Annotated in this window: 26 protein-coding genes, 4 tRNA genes, 1 pseudogene and 1 other annotated feature; of the genes and pseudogenes, 23 read left to right on the top strand and 8 right to left on the bottom strand. The window is 67.5% G+C overall.

Annotated features, from left to right (window positions below; translation table 11 throughout):
* Positions 1-52: 52 nt before the first annotated feature.
* From msrB to J7D54_RS07835, 3 genes are all read right to left on the bottom strand, one after another.
* Positions 53-469, bottom strand: coding sequence for a peptide-methionine (R)-S-oxide reductase MsrB (gene msrB, locus J7D54_RS07845; protein ID WP_182763407.1), 417 nt, complete (start codon positions 467-469; stop codon positions 53-55).
* A gap of 31 nt (positions 470-500) precedes the next feature.
* Entirely contained in the window at positions 501-1,274 is a 774-nt protein-coding gene (locus J7D54_RS07840) for a sirohydrochlorin chelatase (RefSeq protein WP_182763406.1), read from the bottom strand.
* Between the two features lie 58 nt (positions 1,275-1,332).
* Positions 1,333-1,404 (bottom strand) — tRNA-Val (locus J7D54_RS07835).
* Positions 1,405-1,493: 89 nt separating this feature from the next.
* Here J7D54_RS07835 and J7D54_RS07830 point away from each other — a divergent pair.
* From J7D54_RS07830 to J7D54_RS07805, 6 genes and pseudogenes are all read left to right on the top strand, one after another.
* Complete coding sequence (locus tag J7D54_RS07830; RefSeq protein WP_209455093.1) at positions 1,494-2,042, top strand: alpha/beta family hydrolase; 549 nt, start codon at positions 1,494-1,496, stop codon at positions 2,040-2,042.
* 102 nt (positions 2,043-2,144) lie between these two features.
* Positions 2,145-2,217: transfer RNA gene (locus J7D54_RS07825), tRNA-Gly, on the top strand.
* A 51-nt stretch (positions 2,218-2,268) separates the two neighbouring features.
* A tRNA-Cys gene (locus J7D54_RS07820) sits at positions 2,269-2,339 on the top strand.
* Between the two features lies 1 nt (position 2,340).
* Positions 2,341-2,415 (top strand) — tRNA-Val (locus J7D54_RS07815).
* A 198-nt stretch (positions 2,416-2,613) separates the two neighbouring features.
* Positions 2,614-3,888 (top strand): annotated as a pseudogene (locus J7D54_RS07810) (IS3 family transposase).
* A gap of 166 nt (positions 3,889-4,054) precedes the next feature.
* The gene (locus J7D54_RS07805; RefSeq protein ID WP_182763404.1) at positions 4,055-4,402 is read left to right on the top strand and encodes a type II toxin-antitoxin system HicB family antitoxin; all 348 of its coding nucleotides are present in this window, start codon (positions 4,055-4,057) and stop codon (positions 4,400-4,402) included.
* Between the two features lie 35 nt (positions 4,403-4,437).
* On the opposite strand, the gene J7D54_RS07800 is transcribed toward J7D54_RS07805, so the two are convergent.
* The 4 genes from J7D54_RS07800 to J7D54_RS07785 all read right to left on the bottom strand — a co-directional run bounded on the left by J7D54_RS07800 (position 4,438) and on the right by J7D54_RS07785 (position 7,744).
* Positions 4,438-4,800, bottom strand: a complete 363-nt coding sequence (locus tag J7D54_RS07800) for a type II toxin-antitoxin system death-on-curing family toxin (protein WP_182763403.1) — start codon at positions 4,798-4,800, stop codon at positions 4,438-4,440.
* Positions 4,797-5,000, bottom strand: coding sequence for a CopG family transcriptional regulator (locus J7D54_RS07795; protein WP_182763402.1), 204 nt, complete (start codon positions 4,998-5,000; stop codon positions 4,797-4,799). Before J7D54_RS07795 ends, J7D54_RS07800 begins: the two co-directional genes overlap by 4 nt.
* 223 nt (positions 5,001-5,223) lie before the next feature.
* A protein-coding gene (locus tag J7D54_RS07790; protein ID WP_182764961.1) for an IS3 family transposase occupies positions 5,224-6,491 on the bottom strand; the annotation gives its coding sequence in 2 pieces (ribosomal slippage) (positions 5,224-6,188 and positions 6,188-6,491; 1,269 coding nt in all).
* Positions 6,058-6,192, bottom strand: a sequence feature (AL1L pseudoknot). It overlaps the preceding gene by 135 nt.
* A gap of 548 nt (positions 6,492-7,039) precedes the next feature.
* A complete protein-coding gene (locus J7D54_RS07785) occupies positions 7,040-7,744 on the bottom strand; it encodes a trimeric intracellular cation channel family protein (protein WP_245243909.1) in 705 nt (234 codons plus the stop codon).
* Between the two features lie 105 nt (positions 7,745-7,849).
* Here J7D54_RS07785 and J7D54_RS07780 point away from each other — a divergent pair, with 105 nt between their 5' ends.
* From J7D54_RS07780 to J7D54_RS07710, 15 genes are all read left to right on the top strand, one after another.
* Entirely contained in the window at positions 7,850-8,509 is a 660-nt protein-coding gene (locus tag J7D54_RS07780; RefSeq protein WP_182764619.1) for an FMN-binding negative transcriptional regulator, read from the top strand.
* Positions 8,510-8,553: 44 nt separating this feature from the next.
* A complete protein-coding gene (locus J7D54_RS07775; RefSeq protein ID WP_182764620.1) occupies positions 8,554-9,378 on the top strand; it encodes a DMT family transporter in 825 nt (274 codons plus the stop codon).
* An 81-nt stretch (positions 9,379-9,459) separates the two neighbouring features.
* Positions 9,460-11,496 (top strand): threonine--tRNA ligase, encoded by a 2,037-nt coding sequence (gene thrS, locus J7D54_RS07770; RefSeq protein WP_182764621.1) that lies wholly within the window; start codon positions 9,460-9,462, stop codon positions 11,494-11,496.
* Positions 11,493-12,035 carry an HIT domain-containing protein gene (locus tag J7D54_RS07765; RefSeq protein ID WP_209455091.1) on the top strand — a complete coding sequence of 181 codons (543 nt, stop codon included), beginning with the start codon at positions 11,493-11,495 and terminating at the stop codon, positions 12,033-12,035. Before thrS ends, J7D54_RS07765 begins: the two co-directional genes overlap by 4 nt.
* A 1-nt stretch (position 12,036) precedes the next feature.
* Positions 12,037-12,861 (top strand): hypothetical protein, encoded by an 825-nt coding sequence (locus J7D54_RS07760; protein WP_182764623.1) that lies wholly within the window; start codon positions 12,037-12,039, stop codon positions 12,859-12,861.
* Entirely contained in the window at positions 12,858-13,880 is a 1,023-nt protein-coding gene (locus J7D54_RS07755; protein ID WP_182764624.1) for a glycosyltransferase family 4 protein, read from the top strand. The genes J7D54_RS07760 and J7D54_RS07755 overlap by 4 nt, the downstream gene beginning before the upstream one ends.
* 52 nt (positions 13,881-13,932) lie before the next feature.
* Positions 13,933-14,523 (top strand): CDP-alcohol phosphatidyltransferase family protein, encoded by a 591-nt coding sequence (locus J7D54_RS07750; protein WP_182764625.1) that lies wholly within the window; start codon positions 13,933-13,935, stop codon positions 14,521-14,523.
* Positions 14,524-14,543: 20 nt separating this feature from the next.
* Positions 14,544-15,290, top strand: a complete 747-nt coding sequence (locus J7D54_RS07745) for a DUF881 domain-containing protein (protein ID WP_182764626.1) — start codon at positions 14,544-14,546, stop codon at positions 15,288-15,290.
* A 10-nt stretch (positions 15,291-15,300) separates the two neighbouring features.
* Positions 15,301-15,633 (top strand): small basic family protein, encoded by a 333-nt coding sequence (locus tag J7D54_RS07740; RefSeq protein ID WP_076058817.1) that lies wholly within the window; start codon positions 15,301-15,303, stop codon positions 15,631-15,633.
* A complete protein-coding gene (locus J7D54_RS07735) occupies positions 15,626-16,405 on the top strand; it encodes a DUF881 domain-containing protein (protein WP_182764627.1) in 780 nt (259 codons plus the stop codon). Before J7D54_RS07740 ends, J7D54_RS07735 begins: the two co-directional genes overlap by 8 nt.
* Positions 16,406-16,502: 97 nt before the next feature.
* Positions 16,503-16,994 carry an FHA domain-containing protein gene (locus tag J7D54_RS14450; protein ID WP_182764628.1) on the top strand — a complete coding sequence of 164 codons (492 nt, stop codon included), beginning with the start codon at positions 16,503-16,505 and terminating at the stop codon, positions 16,992-16,994.
* Positions 16,994-17,668 (top strand): MerR family transcriptional regulator, encoded by a 675-nt coding sequence (locus tag J7D54_RS07725; protein ID WP_182764629.1) that lies wholly within the window; start codon positions 16,994-16,996, stop codon positions 17,666-17,668. Before J7D54_RS14450 ends, J7D54_RS07725 begins: the two co-directional genes overlap by 1 nt.
* A gap of 14 nt (positions 17,669-17,682) precedes the next feature.
* Positions 17,683-18,162, top strand: coding sequence for a bifunctional nuclease family protein (locus J7D54_RS07720; RefSeq protein ID WP_182764630.1), 480 nt, complete (start codon positions 17,683-17,685; stop codon positions 18,160-18,162).
* A gap of 153 nt (positions 18,163-18,315) precedes the next feature.
* Complete coding sequence (locus J7D54_RS07715) at positions 18,316-18,864, top strand: MerR family transcriptional regulator (protein WP_305791384.1); 549 nt, start codon at positions 18,316-18,318, stop codon at positions 18,862-18,864.
* Between the two features lie 58 nt (positions 18,865-18,922).
* Positions 18,923-20,104 carry a YihY/virulence factor BrkB family protein gene (locus tag J7D54_RS07710; protein WP_182764631.1) on the top strand — a complete coding sequence of 394 codons (1,182 nt, stop codon included), beginning with the start codon at positions 18,923-18,925 and terminating at the stop codon, positions 20,102-20,104.
* Between the two features lie 84 nt (positions 20,105-20,188).
* Here the strand turns inward: J7D54_RS07710 and J7D54_RS07705 are convergent, their stop codons facing one another.
* Positions 20,189-21,409 (bottom strand): pyrophosphate--fructose-6-phosphate 1-phosphotransferase, encoded by a 1,221-nt coding sequence (locus tag J7D54_RS07705; protein WP_182764632.1) that lies wholly within the window; start codon positions 21,407-21,409, stop codon positions 20,189-20,191.
* A 143-nt stretch (positions 21,410-21,552) separates the two neighbouring features.
* Here J7D54_RS07705 and J7D54_RS07700 point away from each other — a divergent pair, with 143 nt between their 5' ends.
* Together J7D54_RS07700 and J7D54_RS07695 are read left to right on the top strand one after the other, a co-directional pair.
* Positions 21,553-21,921, top strand: a complete 369-nt coding sequence (locus tag J7D54_RS07700; protein ID WP_182764633.1) for a TadE/TadG family type IV pilus assembly protein — start codon at positions 21,553-21,555, stop codon at positions 21,919-21,921.
* The gene (locus J7D54_RS07695; protein ID WP_182764634.1) at positions 21,918-22,340 is read left to right on the top strand and encodes a TadE/TadG family type IV pilus assembly protein; all 423 of its coding nucleotides are present in this window, start codon (positions 21,918-21,920) and stop codon (positions 22,338-22,340) included. Before J7D54_RS07700 ends, J7D54_RS07695 begins: the two co-directional genes overlap by 4 nt.
* Positions 22,341-22,345: the final 5 nt, after the last annotated feature.

The following is a 22,345-nucleotide window of genomic DNA, read 5'->3' as shown; positions in this document are numbered from 1 at the left end:
ACTCTAAGCGCGCCGCCGCCCTTTTCGGCGGTGGCGCGCCGAGAACGGCGGGTCAGGAACGGCGCAGGTTCAGGGATACGGAATTGATGCAGAAGCGCAGGTCGGTGGGCGTCTCATAACCCTCGCCCTCGAAGACGTGGCCAAGATGCCCGTCACAGTTGCTGCACCGCACCTCGACGCGGGGGCGACCGGGCAGCGACCTGTCCTCGATGTAGCGGACGCGTTCCTCCGCGAGCGGGGCGAAGAAGCTGGGCCAGCCGCAGTTTGAGTGGAACTTCTCATTGCTGCGGAACAGTTCCGCGCCGCAGCCCCGGCATTCGTAGACACCCTCGTCCTCGGTGTCGGTGTATTCGCCGGTGAACGGCCGCTCCGTGCCGGCCTCACGAAGGACGTGGTACTCCATCTTGCTGAGCTGCTCGCGCCATTCGGTATCCGGTTTGATCAGCTTCGGGACGTACTGGTCAGTCATGAAGACGATGATAATCGCCATCGCAAGCTGATCAGTCCTCCTCGCCCTCCAGGACCTCCGCGGACAGCTGGGTGGGGGTGCCGTCGAGCAGTTCCATCGCGCCGAACGCATAGCGGGCGAGGATGAGCTGCCTCAGATGGGGAGTGGGCCCGATGGGCGAGGTCACGGCGATGGCCCCAGCGCGCAGCGCCGCATGGGCGTGGGCCTGGTAGTCCGGCGTGGGGGCCAGGAAGACGCCTCCGACGGCTATGTGACGGCGCCCCTGCCCGCGCAGGGCGGCGACCGCGGAGGCGGTGGCCCTGCCGCTGCCCTCGTCGACCGCCAACTGAACCGGGATGCGGTGGTGGGCCGACCATTGCCGGGCGCGACGGGCCAGCAACGACGAGCCACGGACGTCGCCGCCGGCAGGCGCCGCGAGGATGAGTCCGTCGATCTCGAGGGCGCCGCCGCGGTGCAACGCTTCTCTGACCCGTTCGTCGAGGATGTTCAGCAGTTCGCTGGCCGGGCCCACGGGGCGACTGACAGCCAGGTGGATGTCTGGAGAACGCTGGAAAGTGTCGAGCACGGGGGCGTGATCTGCGGCGGAAACCAAGTCCAGGGGGATCAGCACCGCCTCTGCCACCTCGTCCGCGACGAGTTGGCTCACCACGTCTTCGAGCCGGGGCTCGGGGCCGCCGATGCGGCCGAGAAAGACCCGGAGGTCCCTGCGCGCAATGCGGAGGTCCTCGAGGATGGCCTCGAGAGACGAGTTCACAGCTTCGTCGTCGGGGCCGTCGGCCACGAGTACGATCGCGGGTGCTGTCATCGCCTCATTCCTCCGGGCCCTCGGTGGGCAAAACCAGCGTCGGAAAGCCCCACTAGAGTGGGCGATGGCGGTTTCGAACCGCCGACCTCTTCGGTGTGAACGAAGCGCGCTACCACTGCGCCAATCGCCCTAGCGAAGAAAAACTCTAGCGGATCGGAAACGAGAATGCGAACTGAGGTCCTGGAGGTCCCCACAACCACGGGAAATGCGCGGGCTCACGTGTCCTATCCGGCAGGCGCCGCGGGCCTCATGGTGCTCGGGCACGGGGCCGGCGGGGGAGTGGACACCGTAGATCTCAGGGCCGCACTGAAGGCGGGTCTGGAGGCGGGCTGCGTCGTGGCGCTGGTGGAGCAGCCCTACAGGGTCGCCGGTCGCAGGGTGCCGCCGCCCATCGCCAACGCCGAGCGGGCGTGGGTGCAGGTGGTCGGGCAGCTCCGGGCGCAGGTGCCCGGCGGCGTCCTGGTCGTGGGTGGTCGCTCGTTCGGGGCGCGGGTGGCGTGCCGGTCCGCGGCGGAGGTGGGTGCTTCGGCGGTGCTGTGCCTCGCTTTCCCGCTCGTGTCGCCCAAGGGCGCGGACCGGGGGTCCGAGTTGTACTCCGTGTCGGCCCCGGTGCTCGTCGTCCAAGGCAGGAAAGACCCGTTCGGGCTCCCGGAGGAGGGTGCGACGAGGCGCGTCGTCCTCGTGGACGGGACGCACACGCCGAGCCGGGAGCCCGAGCGGGTGGAGCAGGCGATCGCGGAATGGCTGGGTGAACGGGTCAGCGCCTGATCGCGCCGAGGAACCGACGATTTGCACTTTGCTGAATCCGTGGACTAATGTTCTCTACGCGCCGAACGCGGCAAACCGGAAGGGGAGCAGCGGTAGCGCAAGGCGGACGTAGCTCAGTTGGTAGAGCATCACCTTGCCAAGGTGAGGGTCGCGAGTTCGAATCTCGTCGTCCGCTCGGAGATCAAGGTCTCTCCCAGACCCACAAGGGGAGGGTAACCCTCCACCCGGTGGAGTGGCCGAGAGGCGAGGCAACGGACTGCAAATCCGTGTACACGGGTTCAAATCCCGTCTCCACCTCGGGCGGTTGGCGCAGTGGTAGCGCGCTTCCCTGACACGGAAGAGGTCGCTGGTTCAAACCCAGTACCGCCCACCAGATGTAACCCCTAGTCCGCTAGGGGTTACAGGTACCTTTTCACCACCTACACACCCCCTCATAGCAGGGGGTGTGTGCCATTTTGTGTGCCAATTGCGCGAGAGAGCACGAAACAGGGTGAGACTGTGTGCCGATTTCACGGTCTGAAGCGCCCCAGGTTTGATGCCGCTCCTGTTTGAGTCAAGGAGAATGAGCACCATGCCCAAGATGATCGATCCGGAGCTGAAGGCACGAGCTGTGCGTCTGGTGACCGAGCACGTGTCCGAGTATCCGTCGCTGACGGCCGCGGCAGCGGCCGTGGCGAAGCAGCTGGGGGTTGGGAAGGAGTCCGTGCGTCGCTGGGTGATCCAGGCCCAGGTCGATACCGGCGAACGCGACGGGATCACCACCGAGGAGCAGGCCGAGGTGAAGCGGTTGAAGGCCGAGAACCGACGCCTTCGAGAAGACGTCGCGATCCTGCGAGCGGCAACGACTTTCTTCGCGGGGGAACTCGACCCCCGCAACCGGTGATGGCCGGTTTCATCGACCAGATGAAGTCCGAGGGGTTCGCGGTCGAGTCGATCTGCCGGGTCCTGCGTGAGCAGGGCTGTCAGATCGCCGCGAGGACCTACCGCTCCTGGAAACGAGGTGGTGTGGCTGCCCGCACCCTCAGCGATGCGCACGTGGCCGACAAGGTCCGCGACCTGGCGTGGACCACCAAGCAGGCGCAGCGTCAGATGACCCCAGAGGGCCTCTACGGGCGTCGGAAGATGACCGCCCTGGTGCGTCGCCAGCCTGCCTTCGGTGACGCCTCGGCCGGCAGCGTGGACCGGGCCATGACCGTTCTCGGGCTCTCCGGGGTGCGGTGCGACAAGGGGATCCGCACCACTATCCCAGGCAAGGACGGAAACCGGGCAGGTGACCTGCTGGACCGGCTTCACCGCCCCGCGGCCGGATCACACGTGGGTTATGGACTTCACCTACGTCCGGACGTGGGCGGGGTTCTGCTACGTCGCGTTCATCGTCGATGTGTTCTCGCAACGCATCGTCGCCTGGCACGCCGCTGGCAGCATGCACACCGACCTGGTCCTTAGCCCGCTGCGGATGGCCGTGTGGCAACGAGACCGAGATGGCCGCCCGATCCAGCCCGGATCGTTGCGGGCGCACTCGGATGCCGGGTCGCAGTACACCTCGCTGCGCTACACCGAACGCCTGGCTCTGGAGCAGATACAGCCCTCGATCGGCAGCGTCGGGGACGCCTACGACAACGCCTTGATGGAATCCATCAACGGTCTCTACAAGGCCGAGTGCATCCGCACCACGATCTTCCATCCCGGCCCCTACAAGACCCTCGCCGACGTCGAGTACGCAACCGCCGGCTGGGTCGATTGGTACAACAACCGACGCCTCCACTCCAGCCTGGGATACGTTGCCCCTGTGGAGTACGAAACCGCCCACTACGCGACCCTCAACCGAGAGCCGCAACCCGCATGAGAGCGGCAGAGAACCTGGGGCGCTTCAGAACCGGCGGATCACACGCGGTGTTCAAGACCCCTTGGCCCGGTGATCCACGGGTGAACATCCAGAACAGCAACGGCCAGGCCAAGCCCTACCAGGTGCGGCAGGTGCTGGCCGCGATCGACAAGAAGGAGGCGAAGTGATGTCCCACACCGAAACGGCCGACGTGTCCCGCTACACCTACCGAGTGACATGGTCGGTCGAAGACAACGAGTTCGTCGCCACCTGCGCCGAGTTCCCCTCACTGTCATGGCTCGCCAACTCCCAGCCAGCTGCCCTGCAGGGACTGGTTGACCTGGTCGCAGACACCGTGGCCGACTTGGCGGCGGAGAGTGAGGCCGTCCCCGTACCGCTGTCGGAGCGGAGCTACTCGGGCAAGTTCAACCTCCGTGTCGGGGAAAGCCTGCACCGCCGCCTCGCCATCCGAGCTGCCGAAGAGCACCTCAGCCTCAACCAGTACGTCGTGCAACGCCTCTCAGAGGCCTCCTGAGCCACCTCTGGAACATCCGCAATTGCCGCTGGTGGTCAGTGCCAAGATGCGAGGCGGGCCGACACCTCCTGGTAGGTCGCGGTCCCGCTGGCGACCGCGATGACCAGGTCGTAGGCCTCGTCGTCGTGTGCATCCAGATCGATGCCGTTGAGTCCGTAGAACACCACCAGCGAGAGCCAGCCCAGGCGCTTGTTCCCGTCGACCAGGGCATGGTTACCGACCAACGATTCCAGGAGTACGGCTGCTTTGTCGTCGAGGCCGGGATACGCATCTCTGCCGAAGACGCTCACCCGTGGGCGGTGGACCGCGGAGTCGAGCAGTCCGATGTCGCGAACCGGGCCAACTCCGAGGTCTTCCACCAACGACAAGACGTCCTCGAGGGTGAGGTGCTCGATCACTGGCCCAACCGGTCGAGCAGGTCGGCGTAGCGCGTCCGAGCCGCGACGGACAGCAGCCGTACCTTGTCCTCACGGAGCCGTCGTGCGGCTGCTTCCCGGATAGCGCGCACGGTGGCCTCCTGTTTGCTCACCCCTTCGGCCTCGGCGAGCAGTGCGAGGGTCTTCTCGTCCTCAGGGTCCAGCCGGAGTGTCATAGCCATACCATCATGATACCAATGTGGTCTCTTGCTCATGCCGCCCCGGGGTTCGATCCTGCAGGGGAGTGATCGCCCGGGGCTCCCGTTCTGCAACCCTGGGCATCGGCCCGGGCCCGGCTTCCGCGTGGGACCGACGGCGGCAACTTAGGACGGGCTCGCGGGTCGGGAGGCAGGGTGTCGCCTGTTCTCGGCGGGTGAATCGCACTGGGCCTGATGGAGGCTCGGGCTATTGGATTCCGACCAGGTGTTGGTCGGTCCGTTTCGTAGCGTAGAGCGTTTCCTCGAACTCTGCTGGTGGGACGTCGGACAGATAGCTGTGCAAGCGCTGGTGGTTGTGCCAGTGGACCCAGCTCAGTGTGGCGAGTTCGACGTCTTCCACCGTCTTCCAGGGGCGTCCTTCACGGGCCGGGCCGCGGATCAACTCGGCCTTGTAGTAGCCGTTCACCGTCTCGGCGAGGGCATTGTCATACGAATCGCCGACGGTGCCGATCGAGGGCACCGCACCGATCTCAGCGAGGCGCTCGCCGTAGCGGATCGACGTGAACTGGGACCCGGCATCGGAGTGACACCGCAGCCCATCGAGCTGAGTGCCGCGTGACCAGCGGGCCATTTCGATGGCGTCGAGGACCATCGTGGTCCGCATGTGGGACGCGACCCGCCAACCGACGACCATTCTCGAGCAGGCGTCGATGATGAAGCAGACGTAGGCGATGCCGGCCCAGGTCGGCACGAACGTCAGGTCGGTGACCCACAGCTGGTTCGGTGCCGTGGCAGTGAAGTCGCGGCGGACCAGGTCGGGGTGCCGCGGCATGCCCGGGTCGGGCTTGGTGGTGCGGACCCGTTTGGTTCGCCGCACGCCTTCGATCCCGGCGGCGCGCATCAGTCGGGCGACCTGGTCGCGGCCCACGTCGTGACCTGCACGTCGGGCTGCCTTCCAGATCTTCCGCGCACCGTAGACGCGGTAGTTGTCCTCCCACAGCCGCCGCACGACTGGGCCCATCACCTCATCACGCTGAGCCCGTGCCGAGGGTTGCCGGCCCTTGATCGCGTAGTAGCTGCTTGGGGCCACCTGCAACACGCGGCAGATGAGCTCGACCCCCAAACGCCGTCCCGCGACGATGTCGTCGCGGTTGGCGTCGATGAACGCGGCTACTTCTTGTGCTGGCGGTCGAGCTCCGCCCCGAAGAAACTCGCTGCCCTCTTCAAGATTTCGTTGGCACGCCTGAGCTCACGGTTTTCCTGCTCAAGCGCCTTCAACCTCTCCGAATCGCCGGTGCTGACCCCGGCGACGTGGCCCTCATCGATGTCAGCTTGGCGAACCCAGGAACGCACCGATTCGGTGCCGTAACCGAGCTGGGCCGCGACGCGTTGCACCGTGCCGTGCCCGGTTCCCAACTCGGCACGCAGTGTCCTGACCATCCGCACCGCAGCGGCCTTCTCTTCAGGGCTGTAGCGACGCGTGGTCGGCTTCCCCGGGGTGGTGTCCTTCGGCATGAGACCATCCTCGTTTCAAAACGATGGAGACTCCAACCAACCCAGTGCGATTCAGGGCTGTTCGGGGTTACGGTGTGGGTATGTGTTGCGGAGCCTTCCGGGTTGGTTTTGCCCCCAAAGCGTCACGGGTCGCGTGGGGCTGGGCAAGCTCCAGCACCTGCCGTTTGTGTGCCAGTTGTGTGCCAAGCGGTTGTGGAAGAGCCTCTCGGAGGGGGTGTGTTCCGCACCCTGCTGAGCGTAAATGCGGCTCGATGAGACGAAAAGTGCTCTGCGGCGCATCCCTGACACGGAAGAGGTCGCTGGTTCAAACCCAGTACCGCCCACCAGAAGACACCCGGCCATGCCGGGTGTTTTTTCCATTTCCGGCTGATGCTCCACACTCAACATCGTGGTGTCAGGGGGCCCGTCCTGGGAATGGGTCGCCAGGGTTTCCCCATGGCGCCGCGGGCTTGATCCCCGTCGACCTCACGACTGATTCGGAGCGCGTCGTGTGGAACATGGACGTGATCGCCCTGGGCCGACGCGTCAGTGAACCGAGGCGGTAGCGCTCAGTCGTCGATGACCGGTCGACGGTCCTGGAGGCGCAGCAGACGGAGGCTGCGGAGGCTCAGCGCGACCTTCCGAAGTGCTTTGCGGCCGTCGACCGCCGAATCCTGGTACTCGAAGACGGGCAACCGCCAGCGGAACTTGATGGCCAGCATCCGCAGGGCGAAACCGCCGGCCAGGGTGACGGCCACCGCCACATTGTGGGCGACCCCCACCTCCAACAGACCCACGAAGAGCAGCGCGGCGATGACGGACACGGAGGCGTACAACTCCTCACGGAACACCAACGGGATCCGGTCACAGAACAGATCCCGCATGATGCCGCCCGCCACGCCGGTCACCACGGCACCGACGACCGCGATGATGATGCCCAGTTCCATGTCGAGGGCCACCCGCGCTCCGAGGATGGAGAAGACCACCAGCCCGAGACCATCGAGTGCGAGGAACAGTTGCCGGAAGTACTTCATGATCCCGGCGATAGAGATGGTGATGACGGCTGCGAGCACGACGAGCAACACGTACTCGGGATCGCGGACCCACGTGAGCGGATAGTGCCCGAACAGGACATCGCGGATGGATCCGCCACCGAGCGCCGTGACCAGCGCGACCATGATGACGCCGAAGAGGTCCATGCGTTCCCTGCCGGCGGCCAGGGCCCCGGTCATTCCCTCCGCAGTGATGCCGATGGCCCAGAGAATTGTGAGCACGTGTCTCCTCTCATGCAAGGACAATGATGCAGGACGGGGCGCGGTGGACAGAAAATGACCCGCCCCGGGGGCGGCGCCAGCCCGGCCAGCGCCTAGGGTGGCTGCGTGCACGTGCCAGACCACTTCAGCCTTCCCGAGGACCGCCTGCAGCAACTGCTCGCCGAGGTGCGTCCTGGCAATCTCGTGACCGTCCATGAAGACGGACCGCTGTCGACCTTCGTCCCCATGCACTGCGAATCCCGCGGCGGATCCCGCGTGCTGGTCACCCACCTGGTGCGCAACAACCCCCAGGCCCGGACCCCGATCACCGGCCGTGGGATGGCCATCTTGGACATCGCCGACGCGTACATCTCGCCCCACTGGTACGCCACCAACCAGGAACTGCCCAACGTCCCGACCTGGGATTACCTGACGATCCATGCCTGGGGCCCCGTCCGTATCGACCCGAGTCCCGAGGCAGCGCTTCGCGCCGCAAGCGCCCTCACCGAGCGGATGGAGGGGCCCGAAGTGCTCGACGCCGTCGGAGCGGAGAAATTGGGCCTCATGTCGCGCGCCATCGTCGGCGTTGAACTCACGATCGGCCGGATCGAGGCGAAGGCCAAGATGAGCCAGAACCGCCACCCCGACGACATCCGCAGCCTCATCCGGCACTTCGAGCAGCACGGTCCCGCAGAGGTGGCCGGCTACCTCCGCGAGGTGAGCCTCCCTCACGCAGAACGGCGTTTCGGCACTCTGGAGATGCTGGGCGACAAGGCTCGGCGCTGATGAGGTGGGACCGGCAAACCGCCCCGCCCGCGTAGAGTCGGGCCGTGCCCCGCCCCGTCGTCCTGGTCTTGATCGCCATCGCCTCCGTCCAGTTCGGGGCGGCGATCGCCAAGTCCATCTTCGACTCGGCCCATCCCGTCACCCTCGCGTTCCTGCGGGCCCTCATCGGCGCGGTCATCTTCCTCGCCTTCTCCCGGCCGCGGGTCACCGGACGCAGCGGTGGCGACTGGCTGGTCGTCGTCGCCTACGGCCTGTGCCTCTCGGGGATGAACATGCTGATCTACCTCAGCTTCCAGCGCATCCCCATTGGGCTGGCCGTCACGCTTGAATTCGTCGGCCCACTGGCCCTGGCCGTGCTCGGTTCACGCAGGTTGCTGGACATCCTCTGGGTCTCCCTCGCGGCGACCGGCGTGGTGCTGCTGGGCGCGGGCCCCACCGTCGTGGACCCGCTCGGCTTGGTGTTCGCCCTGGCTGCCGGCGCTCTCTGGGCGGGCTACATCGCCTTGGCGGGCCCCGTGGGCAGGCGGTGGGAGGGGATGAGTGGGCTCACCGTAGGCAGCCTCATCGGCGCCGCGGCCCTGGCCGTTCCGGGCACCCTGCTGGCCGACGGCGCATTCGGCGACCTCAGGGTGCTCGGTGTCATGGCCGCCGTGGCGCTGCTCAGCACCGTGATCCCGTATGCCATGGAACTGCAGGCCAGGCGCTCCCTGAAGGCCGCGTCGTTCTCGATCCTCATGAGCCTCGAGCCCGCTGCGGCCGCACTCTTCGCCTGGATGGTGCTGGGGGAGTGGCTGCGTTGGCCGGAATGGGTGGCGATGGCCTGCGTCATCGTCGCCTCCATCGGCGCGATCAGGACGGCGCGGCAGTGATGGGACCCAACTACCACGGTTGAGCTCCACGCGGCACAATGGGGGCGTCAGACCAACCGACCACACCACAAGGAGTGCCCCATGAGTGGAGTCATCACCGTCCACCGCAACGACCAGGCGGAACAGGTGGAGCTGACTACCACGACCACGGGGCTCGATCTCTTCGGTGAGGACCGCACGGTCGTCGCCATGCGTGTCGCCGGGGAACTCCTGGACCTGCAGCGCGAACTGGCCGACGGCGACGTTGTCGAGCCGGTCGCCATCGACAGCCCGGAGGGCCTCTCGATCCTGCGCCACTCGTGCGGCCACGTCACCGCGCAGGCGCTGCAGGACCTGCATGCCGACGCGCGGCTGGGTATCGGCCCGCCCATCACGGACGGCTTCTACTACGACTTCCAGGTGGACCCGCTGACCCCTGAAGATCTCAAGTCCATCGAGAAGAAGATGGGCCAGATCATCAAGGCACGCCAGCGTTTCGTGCGCCGCGTCGTGACAGACGAAGAGGCCCGCGCGGAGCTGGCTGACGAGCCGTTCAAGCTCGAACTCATCTCCGCAAAGTCCAGAGCTTCGGACGACGACGGCTCCTCCGTCGAGGTCGGCGCCGGCGAACTCACCATCTACGACAACCTCAACCGCGACGGCTCGGTGGCGTGGAAGGACCTCTGCAGGGGCCCCCACATCCCGCACACCGGCTACCTCGGCAACGGCTGGGCGCTCACCCGCACCTCCGCCGCCTACTGGCGCGGGGACCAGCGCAACGCCGGCCTCCAGCGCGTCTACGGCACCGCGTGGCCGTCGAAGGACGAACTGCAGGCCTACAAGACAAGGCTGGACGAGGCCGCCAAGCGCGACCACCGCAAGCTCGGCACCGAACTCGACCTGTTCAGCTTCCACGAGATGGTGGGCTCGGGCCTCCCGCTGTTCCACCCCCGCGGCGGGGTGATCAAGCGCGAAATGGAAGATTACGTGCGCACCCGCCACATCCAGGAGGGCTTCGACTACGTCGGCACGCCACACATCGCCAAGGAGGAACTCTTCTACACCTCCGGCCACCTGCCGTACTACGCCGATGGCATGTTCCCCCCCATCCTGGAGGACGCCGAGCGCGACGAGCAGGGCAACGTCGTGAAGGGTGGCCAGGCGTACCGCCTCAAGGCCATGAACTGCCCCATGCACAACCTGATCTTCTCGTCGCGTGGCCGTTCCTACCGGGACCTGCCGTTGCGCTTCTTCGAGTTCGGCACCGTGTACCGCGACGAGGCCTCGGGCGTGGTGCAGGGACTGACCCGCGTGCGCTCCATCACGCAGGACGACTCGCACAGCTACTGCACCAAGGAACAGGCGCCGGACGAGGTGCGCCACCTGCTGCGCTTCGTCCTGTCACTGCTCAACGATTTCGGGCTCACCGACGTCGCGCTGGAGGTCTCCACCCGCGACGAGGACGGCAAGAAGAAGGACAAGTTCATCGGTTCCGACGAGCAGTGGGCAGAGGCGACCGAGATCCTCGAAGGCATCGCCCGCGAATCCGGCCTGCCCGTGGTCGCAGACCCCGGTGGTGCCGCCTACTACGGCCCGAAGATCTCGATCCAGGCGAAGGACGCGATCGGGCGCACCTGGCAGATGTCGACCATCCAGTACGACTTCAACCAGCCGGAGCGCTTCAACCTGCACTACACGGCCTCCGACGGCTCGCACCAGCAGCCCGTGATGATCCACTCGGCGAAGTTCGGCTCCATCGAGCGGTTCATGGGCGTGCTCATCGAGCACTACGCCGGCGCGTTCCCCGCCTGGCTCTCGCCGGTCCAGGTCACCGCGATCCCGGTGGCCTCCGAGTTCGACGAGTACCTCGGCGGCGTCGTCGCTCAGTTGCAGGCGAAGGGCGTGCGGGTGGACTTCGACACCTCCGACGACCGGTTCGGCAAGAAGATCCGCAACGCCACGCAGGGCAAGGCCCCGTTCATCCTGATCGCGGGCGGCGAGGACCGCGACGGCGGCACTGTGTCGTTCCGGTTCCGTGACGGGTCACAGCGCAACGCTGTGAGTGTCGACGACGCGGTGACCACCATCGTCGACTTCATCGGGTCGCGCTCCAACGAGTCGCCCACCGCCGGCGAGTGACCATGGACGACATTGAGGCGTCCGGCACGCTGCCAGGTGTGCCGGACGCGTTCCAGCGCCTGTGGACCCCGCACCGCATGGTCTACATCGAGGGGGAGGGCAAACCCACGGGCGGTCACGACTGCCCCTTCTGCACCTCGCCCAAGCGCACGGACGACGACGGGTTGGTCGTCGCCCGCGGCGAGCACGCGTACGTGGTGATGAACCTGTTCCCGTACTCGCCCGGGCACCTGCTGGTGTGCCCCTACCGGCACGTCGCCGACTACACGGACCTGACGCCTGAGGAGACCCGCGAGGTCTCGGAGTTGACACAGCAGGCGATGCGCGTGGTGCGGTCCGTCTCGAAGCCCCACGGCTTCAACATCGGCATGAACCAGGGCGACGTGGCGGGGGCGGGCATCGCCATGCACCTGCACCAGCACATCGTCCCGCGTTGGAAGGGCGACATGAATTTCATGCCCGTCATCGCCCAGACCAAGGCCGTGCCACAACTCCTCGGCGACGCCCGCAGGCTGCTGGCCGAGGCCTGGCACCGCTGACGTGGACCTCAGCTCAGCTGTCTGGGCGGTGGGCCGACGGGTGCCCCGGCGGCTCGGCGACGCCTTCGCGCGCCTTGCCGCGCCACTCGTCTCGCTGAAGCGGCTGCCGGCCGTCGACGCGTGGGCGGATTCGGTGGAGCACGCAACCGGCGCCAGGCCGACGAGCGGGCAGCGCCGTCGGCTGCTGGCCAACTGGATCCGCAACAACCTCTGGTCACTGAGCCTCGCCGCGTGGAGCGACGAGGAGATCCTCCGGGTCGTGTCGATCGACGACGACCACCTGGCGAGGCTGCGGGAGTCCGTGGCCGGGCCCGGGCTGGTCCTGGCGCTGCCCCACATGGGTTCCTGGGATTTCGCCGGTGCCTGGGCGGCCAGGGTCGGGCTCAAGGTGGTCAGTGTCGCCGAACGCCTGCCCAACGGGGTCTACGAGCGTTTCGCCGAGGCCCGCGCCGGCATGGGCATGATCATCTACCCCGTCGACCAGCCGGATGTGATGCGTCTGCTGGCCGAGTACGTGACGGCCGGCCGGCTCGTCTGTCTGCTGGCCGACCGTGACCTCTCCTCCCGTGGCCTCAAGGTGCCGTGGCCGGGGGCCGACGCGCTCGTGGGCGTGCCTGCCGGTCCGGCGCTCCTCGCGCGGCGCACGGGGGCCGATCTCCGGGTCACCACCACGTATTTCGACGGTGACCGGCTCAGGCTGGAGGTCTCGGAACCCATCGAGGGTGACAGCGCCGAGGAACTGATGACGGGTGCCGTGGAGGTCTTCGCCGATGCAGTGCGGCGACACCCGGAGAGCTGGCTGATGCTGCGCAAGGTGTTCGTGTGAGCCTCCGCGTCGCGCTCGTGTGCCCGTACTCGCTGGACCAGCCTGGCGGCGTGGCGACGCACGTGCTCGGGCTCGCGGCCTGGCTCAGGAGCCGTGGCCACCGGCCCTTCGTGGTGGCACCGGGCACGGGGCCGTCGAGCGACGACGTGCACCTCCTGGGAAGGGCGGTCAGCCTGCCGTTCAACGGCTCAGTGGCGCACCTGGGCGTGCTGCCCGCTCAGGCGGTGAAGGCCCGCGCCGCGATCGACGGCGCCGACCTGGTCCACGTGCACGAGCCGCTGACGCCGGGAGTCGCCTACGCGGCGGCGCGGTCGGCTCGGGACAGGCTCGTGGTGACCCACCACGCCCACTTCCGGCCCGGCCTCCTCGCGGTTCCGCTCCGGCTCCGCGCGGCACTGCTGCCGCCCCGCCAGAGCGTCGCGGTGTCGGAAGCGGCCGCAGAGACGGCGCGCATTGTCACGGGCGCGGCTCCCGTCGTCGTGCCCAACGCGGTGGAGGTGCCGACCGGGCCGCCGGCGGCGAAGCAGGGCGACGTGGTGCTGTTCCTCGGCCGGCTCGACGAACCGAGGAAGGGGTACCCCACGTTCGCGGCCCTGGCCGATGTGGTTCCAGAGGCGACCTTTGTGGCCATCGGCCCCGGCACCGGGGGAGGGGCGCAGGTGCGAGAACTCGGCGCCCTCAGCAACGAGGAGCGCAACCGCTGGTTGGAGCAGGCCCGCGTGCTGGTGGCCCCCAACCGCTTCGGGGAGTCCTTCGGGATCATCCTGATCGAGGCGTTGGCCCGGGGGTGCGCGGTGGTGGCGAGCGACCTGCCCGCCTTCCGTGCGGTCGTCGACGACGACGCGGTGGCGTCCTTCTTCCCGCCGGACGACCTGGCCATGGCGTCGGCGCGGCTGCGCGCGAGGCTCGCCTCCCCGGCGGATCCGGTCACTGCCTGGCAGTCGGCGAGGCGCTTCTCGTGGGATGTGGTCGGACCGCAGATCGAGGACGTCTACGCCAAGGCACTCGCAGGCCCGTAGGCGGCGCGTCGAAACCGTCGGGCCTGTCTGCGCGATGGCCTAGGCTGGCAATGTGCAAGCATCGCTGGTTCCTCCTCAGGAGTTCGACACTGACGCGGTGCTCACCCTGCCCAACGTGCTGAGTTTCATCCGGCTCCTCGGCGTTCCGCTGTTCACGTGGCTGATCATCTCCGGGGAGGACGTCGCGGCCGTCGCGCTGCTGGCGGGGTTCGGGGCCACGGACTGGGTCGACGGCTTCCTCGCCCGCCGCCTCAAACAGCGCAGCCCGCTCGGAGCCAAGCTGGACCCCGTCGCAGACCGGCTGTACATCCTCGCCGCACTGGTGGCGCTGTTGGTGCGCGACATCGTGCCCGTCTACTTCGTGGTCGTGCTCGTGGCCCGCGACGTGATGCTGGCGCTCCTGGTGCCGGCGCTCAAGCGCCACGGCCTGGTTGCCCTGCCCGTCAACTGGGTGGGGAAGGCCGGCACCATGCTGCTGCTCCTCGCCTTCCCCCTGATCCTGCTGGGGGCCGGCTCGTCCCTCGGCTGGGCATGGGCGCACTGGACGGGGTGGAGCTTCGGCTGGGCCGGCGCCGTCGCGTACTGGGCAGCGGGTTCGTTGTACGTGCGCGAGACGATTCTTCTCGGGCGGGAGGCCCGGTGAGGCGTCGCCCCGATGCCAGCATGAGCCTGCTCACAGACCTGCAGGCTGAGGCGCTGGAGCCGGAGTACCGCAGCACAACCGCCCCCCGGAACCGGCCGGCGCGCCTGGCCGTGGCGGTGGCCCTCGTGGTGATCCTGCTCACCGTCGCCGTCCTCCAGACCACCCGGAGCACGGGCAGCGCGGCCGAGCAGCGGCAGGAACTGCTCGACAGGGTGGCCGGCGCGCGGGAGCGGCAGGCCGTCCTCGGCGACACCGCCTCGGAGCTCGAGGACGAGGTTCGCCAGCTGGGCGCCGAAGCCCTCGGAGACCCCGCTGAACGGGACCTCCTCCTGCTCCTGGACAGGCTCTCCGGCGCCTCGTCCGTCACGGGCCCCGGCATCATCGTGACCGTGGACGACGCAGATGACGCCACCTCCGCTCAGGGCATGGTGCTCGACGGCGATCTCACCCGCCTCGTCAACGGCCTGCGGCAGGCTGGGGCGGAGGCCATCAGCGTCAACGGCCGGCGGCTCAGTGTGCTCACGCCCATCCGCAGCGCCGGTGCCGCAATCACGGTTGACTACGTGTCCCTCAGCCCGCCGTACCGGCTGGAGGTCATCGGCAATCCTGATACGCTCCAGGCCAGATTCAACGAAACCACCGGGGCAGCGTGGTGGCACCTCATCGTGCAGAACTACGGGCTGTCCATGACCATCACCCAGGCCGACGACGACCTCACCCTTCCGGCTGACCCCGGCATGACGGTGCGCTACGCGAAACAGAAGTAGGGGACATTCCATGTACGCGATTCTCGGACTCATCGCCGGCGTGGTGCTCGGCGTCGTCCTCCAGCCCACGCTGCCGCCGGTGCTCGCCCCCTACCTGCCCATCGCGATCGTCGCGGCCTTCGACGCCATCCTGGGCGCCACCCGCGCCTACCTGGAGGGCATCTTCTCGGACCGGGTGTTCCTCGTGTCCTTCCTGTCGAACGTCGTGATCGCAGGCCTCATTGTGTTCGTGGGCGACCAGATCGGCGTCGGCTCCCAGCTCTCCACCGGCGTGGTGGTCGTCCTCGGGATCCGTATCTTCACCAATGCCGCGGCCATCCGTAGGGCGGTCCTGCATGCCTGAGCCCGTGGAAGAGGTGCCGGTGGAGGAGGCGCGGGAGCCGCGTCGGGCCGCCGCTAAGCCCCAGCGCAGTCTCCTGCGCGACTTCTTCCGGCCCAGCCGTGGCCAGTTCGTCGTCGGGCTCGCGTTGTTCCTGACGGCGCTGATCGTCGTGTTGACGCTGCGCTCGCAGGCCACCCAGCCGGAGTTCGCCAACGTCCGGCAGGCAGATCTCATCCAACTCCTGGACAACGTCACCGGTGAGACCCGCCGCCTCGAGGAACAGGTGCGTGAACTGGAGCGCTCGCGCACGGAACTGATGAGCGGCGCAGACCGCGACCAGGCGGCCCGCGAGGAGGCCGCCCGGCGTCTCGAGCAGGCCCGCATCATCGCCGGCACGGTTCCTGCAGTGGGTCCCGGGATCCGCATCGAGATCCAGGACCCGGGCGAGCGCGTCACAGCCGAGCTGCTGCTCAACGCCGTCGAGGAACTGCGCGACGCCGGCGCCGAGGTGATCGAGCTCAATGACGCCGTCCGGCTGGTGATGAACTCCTACTTCGCGACGGACGGAAGCGGGGCGGTGACGGCCGACGGGGTCGCTCTGGCTGAGCCCTACGTCATTGATGCGATCGGTGACCCGGCCACCCTGGAGGCCGGCGCGCGGTTCCGCGGCGGACTGGTGAGCGAGATCGAGGGAGAACGGGTCGGCGGCAGGGTGACGATCGAGCAACTGGAGGCGGTCGACATCTCCTCCGTGGTGGAAATTGCCGAGCCGCAGTTCGCGCGCCCCCGTTAACAGGCTTGCCCACGGGTGATAAGTTTCCTCACGTAGCCTTTCACATGGCCTGGACAGGGGAATGAGCCCACCCCGCTGAGACGAGGAAGTGACTCCGATGAAGTGCCGCACTTGTGGATCTGAGAGCCCGGTCGAGGCAAGGTTCTGCAGCAATTGCGGCGCCTCGCTGACTGACCCCACCGGTGACACCACCACGATGTTCCCGGTCACCGCCGAAGAACCCACTGAGTCCGTACAGCTGACAGACCAGGAGCGGGCAGCGGCCAAGACCCTGGCCGCCGGCAACGCCCTGCTGATCGTCAACCGTGGCCCCGGCAACTCGAACCGGTTCCTCATCGACTCGGACATCACCAATGTTGGTCGTCACCCGGAATCGGACATCTTCCTCGACGACATCACCGTCTCCAGGCACCACGCGAAGTTCGTCCGCAGCGGCGGCAAGCTGTACCTTGAGGACCTGGGGAGCCTCAACGGCACGTACGTCAACCGCACGCTCCTTGACGGGCGCACCGTGTTGCGCGAAGGTGACGAGATCCAGATCGGAAAGTACCGGGCCACGATCTCGCTGAGTGAGCCCGGACTGGGCTGATGTCGGGAGCGGCGCGGACCATCGGCGTCGTACTGGAGATGATCCGTCCCGAGTTCCCTGACATCTCCGTATCCAAGCTGAGGTACCTCGAGGCAGAGGGACTGATTTCACCGGATCGCCAACAGCCGTCCGGCTATCGCAGATTCTCCCAACAGGACGTGGACAGGCTGCTGTACGTGTTGCGTGCGCAGCGCGACCGCTACCTGCCGCTGAAAGTGATCCGTGAGGAACTGGAGGCGATCGACCGCGGTGAAGAGCCGCCGGACCACGATGCCCACCCGGTGGAGGAGTCGTCGGAGCCTAAGCAGCGGCGCGTTCCCAACACGGGGGTCGGGCTCATGGCCCGGCGACAGGTGCTCGCGGAGTCCGGCCTCGGCGAGGCCGCGCTGATCCAGTTGGAGCGGCTGCGCATCATCCAGCCGCGGCGGGGTTCCCAGCTGTACGGCCCGGAGGCGGTCGCGCTGGCCCGCTCCGCGAAGAAGCTCGCAGACTACGGGGTCGATCTGCGCCAGATGCGCGTGTTGCAGCAGGCGGCCGCGATGGAGGCTGCCCTGGTCGAGCAGATCCTCGAGCAGTACCGGCGCAGGCAGGGACCGCCCCCTGAGGTGGTGCGCGACCTCTACAGATCAGTGCTCCAGGCGCACGCCGCGCTGCTTCACGGCCAGATCCACTGAGCTAATGTGTGTCCATGATCGGCCTTGAAGTGCTCGGCATCCGGATCATTTCTCCGGAGGACCCGCCCGTGCTGCTGTTGCAGGAGGAGGGCGGTACCCGCTGCCTGCCTGTCTGGATCGGCGCCCCTGAGGCGGCGGCCATCGCGGTGGCCATGGAGGGCCGGCAGCCGGAGCGACCCATGACGCATGATCTGCTCGGTGCCGTCCTCCAACTCCTGGAACCGGGGGAGGGCATCGTCGTGATCGAGTCCGTCGACGACGGGGTGTACCAGGCCTCGATGCACGCAGGTGGTCACGAGATCGACGCCCGGCCCAGTGACCTGGTGGCTGTTGCTGTCCGGCTCGGCTGGCGCATCGAGTGCCCTCGGGCGCTGATGGACCGGGTGGGCGTCGAGGTTGACACCGCACCCACAGACGAGGTGGAGGCCTTCCGGGCGTTCCTGGACCGAGTCACCCCTGAGGATTTCGAAGACGATGGGAACCCGGAGCACTGACCATCGACGCGCAACCCTCAAGCTGAGGTCGAACCACATCGGTGTAAATATCACCGGTGTTGGGCGTGTCGTTGACCCGCGGCCAGAGGGACGGTTAGCGTCATAAGAGTCGTCGGTGATCCACCACCGGCGCGGTGAGCAAAGCGAGGAATCGTGACCAAGAAGGCAGCGCTGCAGGAAGTGCTCTTTGACGGCGATTTCGCCCCTGTGCCCAGCGACACGGGCTACCGGGGCCCCATCGCGCACCGCGTCGCCGGCATCACCTACCGGCAGCTCGACTACTGGGCCCGCACCGGGCTCGTCGTCCCCTCCATCCGTAACGCCGAGGGTTCCGGCACCCAGCGCCTCTACTCCTTCCGCGACATCCTGCTCCTGCGCGTGGTGAAGCGGTTCCTGGACGTGGGCATCTCGCTGCAGCAGATCCGGTTGGCCATCGAGCACCTGCGTGAGCGCGGCGTCGACGACCTGACGGAACTCACACTCGTGTCAGACGGCTTCAGCGTCTACGAAGTGACGTCCGCGAACGAGCTCTTCGACCTGTCCCGCGGCGGCCAGGGCATGTTCATGATCTCCGTCAGCAGCGTCTGGCGCGAGCTCGAGGGCACCCTCGCCGAACTGCCCGGGGAGCGAATCTCCGACGCGACCCCCGAGGATCATCCGGCGGACGAGCTGGCCATGCGCCGCCGTACCAGGGCCGTCTGAGCACCTGCCTGACCAAAGGGTCTGCCCGTAGCAACCGCTTCCCGGTAGTGTCCTTCGTGTGAAGGACTGGATCAAGAAGGTCACCAGCAAGCCCATGGTCGCCCATGCCATGGCGGCCAACGAGCGCTACGGCAAGCGGATGGGGCCACAGTTCGCCGGCGCCGTCACCTACTTCACCGTGCTGTCCATGGTGCCCATCCTCATGTTCGCCTTCGCCATGTTGGGCCTCACGCTCACGGTGCTGCGCCCAGATCTCCTGGAACAGGTCCAGAACGCCATCACCGCACAACTCGGCGACGAGGGCGTCGGCAAGGACATCGGGGAGTTCATCACAGAGACGCTTTCCGGCTGGCGCGGCATCTTCGGAATCGGCCTGCTGACCGCCGCCTACTCGGGAACCAACTGGGTGGGCAACCTCAAGCGCGCCGTGCGCGTCATGTGGGCGGACAAGTTCTCCGACGCCACGGTCAAGTCCAACTTCTTCGTCGAGCTGCTCATCAACCTGGCGATCTTCGTCGGCCTGCTCATCGCCATGGGCATCGGCGTGGGCGTGTCCCAGGTGGGCCACGGGCTCAGCCAACAGGTCATCGGCTGGCTGGGCTGGGAGGACGTCCCGGGGATCGGCATCCTGTGGCGACTCATCACCGTCGGGCTCACGTTCGTGGTGAGCTGGCTGCTGATGGCGTTCCTGTTCATCGTGATGCCGCGCAGGGCCGCGCGGCCCCGCGCCTGGCTCATCGGCACGCTGATCGGCGCCACGTTCCTGACGATCCTGCAATCAGTGGCTGGGCTCATCATGGGCGTCTTCCGCGGCAACGCGGCTGTCGGGGTGTTCGGCCCCATCATCGTGATGATGCTCGTGTTCAACCTCTTGGCCACCATCATCCTGATGACCGCCGCCTGGGTGGGCACCGATCACGTCTGGCAGGCCGAGAACGCCCGCAAGTACGCCGATGAGCACTCCGGGCTGGCCAACGAGATCGACATCGACACCGACGTCGAGCCGGTCCTCTCCGCTCGACGGGCCAGCCAGCGCTGGGCGGCTACCAAGACCCTCGACGATCTCCGCGGCGCCGCCGCCGCGCTCCCGGAACCGGACCCGGAGACCTATGTACGCCAGGACGTCGCGGCCCGTGGGATGAAGACCAACCTGGGGATCGGCTACGGCGTCGGCGCCGCCACGGGCCTCGGCATCGGCGCGCTGCTCGTCGGTCTCGTGCGCTTCGTGGTGCGCCGCTGAGAACCGGAAACCGGCCGCCCTGACGGGCGGCCGGTCTGTGCCCTCAGCGTCCGTTCAGACGAGCGGGCGGGTAAGGCTGGGTGCTCAGTGGGCCTGGGCCGGAGCCGGGAACTCCTGGCCGATGGCCGCCAGCATCTCCTTGTACCAGTCTTGGTTGATGTCGAAGGCCTTGCCTCCCTTGATGCGATCGAACGCGATGGCGGTGAGCACGTCGCCGTTCTCCTCGTCGTGGCCGATGACACCGGGTTCGCCGGCGAGGGCCTTGTCGACCGCCAGGTCCGTGCACTGCTTGATCAGCGCCAGGTCGGCGTCGTTGGCAGCGGCGGAGCGGCTGAAGTAGCCGGACTTCTGGATCAGCACCTTCTCTGCGTTGAGCTTCTTGGCGAACTGGTCGGCGAACCAGGCGCCGGGGTTCACGTCGTTGAGGCGGACGTGGCCGAAGGGATCGCGCGGCACCTCTTCGCCCGCTGCTTCCATCTCGGCGACGATCGAGTCGAGGCCGGCACCTTCCGACAGGAAGATGGTCACGTTGCCGACCTCATCCATGATCTTGTTCAGGCGCTCAGACTCCTTGGCGATGTTGATCTCGCCTTCCGGCACGTACACGCCGTGCACGTCCCACGCGTCCTTCGAGAGGCCGATCTCGGGGAGCCATTCCTGCTCGTTCAGCCATTCGCGGTACTTCTGCGCTGTGGCGGCGGTCAGCCAGCCGCAGTGGCGGCCCATGACCTCGTGCACGATCAGCATGCGCGAGCCGGAGTTGTGTTCAGCCACGACGTTCTGCGCGAAGATCGAGCCCTGCTCGGCCGCGGTCCAGGCGCCCAGCGACTGACGGATCGGGATGACGTCGTTGTCGATGGTCTTGGGCAGGCCCACGACAGTCAGGCCGTAGTCGTGCTCGGCCAGGTAGGCGGCCAGGTCTGCGGCCGTGGTGTTGGTGTCGTCGCCACCGATGGTGTGCAGCACCTCCACGCCGTCGGCGACGAGGCGGTCAGCGGCCACCTGGAGCGGGTTGGCGCCCTCTTCGACCAGGCCGCGCTTGACGAGGTCCTTGGCGTTGGTCAGCTTGACGCGGGAGTTGCCGACGGGGGAGCCGCCGAACTTGTGCAGGAGAGCGGCGTTCTTTCGGACGGTGTCGTCGACGACAAGGAAGTCGCCCTGGAGCAGGCCCTGGTACCCGTGGCGGTAGGCAATGATGTCAACCTCCGGCGCGACCTCGGTGTAGCGCTCGATGAGTCCGCCGATCGCCGAGGAAAGGCAGGGAGCGAAGCCGCCGGCCGTGAGGATGGCTACCTTCTTGACCATGAGTGTCCTTTCGTGTGTGGTGCGACGCGTAGCGCGTCAGAGGCCAGCCTATTGCACCGTCGAATGGGGCTCCTCATGGGGGCTTTGTCCACAGGCCGTCCGCGGACGCGGAACCTGACCCCTCCCATTGGAAGGATGGCGGGATGGGGCGACATAGAGACGAGCGTGGGCTGAGCAACTCGGTGCAGGCCGCCCTGCTATTCCCCGTGGGTCTCGGCCTGTTCCTCGCCCTGCTCCAGTGGGCGATGGTGTCGTGGGCGGAGGGCAGCGCCATCGCCGCAGCGCAGCAGGGCGCCTCCGTCGCAGCTGTGGAGGGCAACACGGCGGGGGAGGGCCGGGCCGCCGCCCTGCAGGCCGCCTCCAACGGCTCCCTGACGGGCGTCACGGCAGACGTCACCCGCGGCGCCCGGCTGACCACGGCCACGGTGACCGGGCGGGCGGTCGTGGTGGTGTGGCCCCGGGACATCAGCCGGACCGTCGTCGTGACGACGGAGCGGGTGACTCATTCATGATCCGAGGGGAGCGGGGCCTCGCGGTCTCGGTGGAGGCCTCCGTCGTGCTGCCTGCGCTGGTGCTGTTCATCGGCCTCCTGCTGACGTTGGCCCGGGGGGTGCTGGCGGAACAGCACGTCGGTGCCGCAGCGGCGGCCGGAGCGAGGGCCGCATCGTTGGAGCGGAGCGTGCCGGCGGCCCAGCGGGAGGCCCGCTCGGCCATCGAACAGGCTCTGCTGCAGCGCGACGTCGCGTGCCGGCACACGGCCGTGGACACCGACGCGACCGGGGTTGCGCGGGCGCTCGGCACCCAGGCGGCGGTCACGGTGTCGATCACCTGCGCCGTCGAGTTGGCCGACATCTCGCTGCCGTTCATTCCGGGCACGATTTCGGTGACAGCTGAACGTGCTTCCCCGGTCGACCCACTCCGGGGCAAGTAGCATCA

It is taken from the genome of Tessaracoccus sp. MC1865 (assembly GCF_017815535.1).
In the GTDB taxonomy this organism is placed as follows: Bacteria; Actinomycetota; Actinomycetes; order Propionibacteriales; family Propionibacteriaceae; genus Arachnia.
Note: the sequence above shows the minus strand (reverse complement) of the source record. Positions and strands in the feature narration are given on the sequence as shown.

Excerpts from the sequence above, each read along its gene's own strand:
- msrB (WP_182763407.1), bottom strand. The coding sequence starts at position 469 with ATGACTGACCAGTACGTCCCGAAGCTGATCAAACCGGATACCGAATGG.
- J7D54_RS07745 (WP_182764626.1), top strand. The coding sequence starts at position 14,544 with ATGAGCCTGCTCACAGACCTGCAGGCTGAGGCGCTGGAGCCGGAGTAC.
- J7D54_RS07725 (WP_182764629.1), top strand. The coding sequence starts at position 16,994 with ATGTCGGGAGCGGCGCGGACCATCGGCGTCGTACTGGAGATGATCCGT.
- J7D54_RS07805 (WP_182763404.1), top strand. The coding sequence starts at position 4,055 with ATGTCCCACACCGAAACGGCCGACGTGTCCCGCTACACCTACCGAGTG.
- J7D54_RS07720 (WP_182764630.1), top strand. The coding sequence starts at position 17,683 with ATGATCGGCCTTGAAGTGCTCGGCATCCGGATCATTTCTCCGGAGGAC.
- J7D54_RS07735 (WP_182764627.1), top strand. The coding sequence starts at position 15,626 with ATGCCTGAGCCCGTGGAAGAGGTGCCGGTGGAGGAGGCGCGGGAGCCG.
- J7D54_RS07840 (WP_182763406.1), bottom strand. The coding sequence starts at position 1,274 with ATGACAGCACCCGCGATCGTACTCGTGGCCGACGGCCCCGACGACGAA.
- J7D54_RS07700 (WP_182764633.1), top strand. The coding sequence starts at position 21,553 with ATGGGGCGACATAGAGACGAGCGTGGGCTGAGCAACTCGGTGCAGGCC.
- J7D54_RS07795 (WP_182763402.1), bottom strand. The coding sequence starts at position 5,000 with ATGGCTATGACACTCCGGCTGGACCCTGAGGACGAGAAGACCCTCGCA.
- thrS (WP_182764621.1), top strand. The coding sequence starts at position 9,460 with ATGAGTGGAGTCATCACCGTCCACCGCAACGACCAGGCGGAACAGGTG.
- J7D54_RS07705 (WP_182764632.1), bottom strand. The coding sequence starts at position 21,409 with ATGGTCAAGAAGGTAGCCATCCTCACGGCCGGCGGCTTCGCTCCCTGC.
- J7D54_RS07695 (WP_182764634.1), top strand. The coding sequence starts at position 21,918 with ATGATCCGAGGGGAGCGGGGCCTCGCGGTCTCGGTGGAGGCCTCCGTC.
- J7D54_RS07740 (WP_076058817.1), top strand. The coding sequence starts at position 15,301 with ATGTACGCGATTCTCGGACTCATCGCCGGCGTGGTGCTCGGCGTCGTC.
- J7D54_RS14450 (WP_182764628.1), top strand. The coding sequence starts at position 16,503 with ATGAAGTGCCGCACTTGTGGATCTGAGAGCCCGGTCGAGGCAAGGTTC.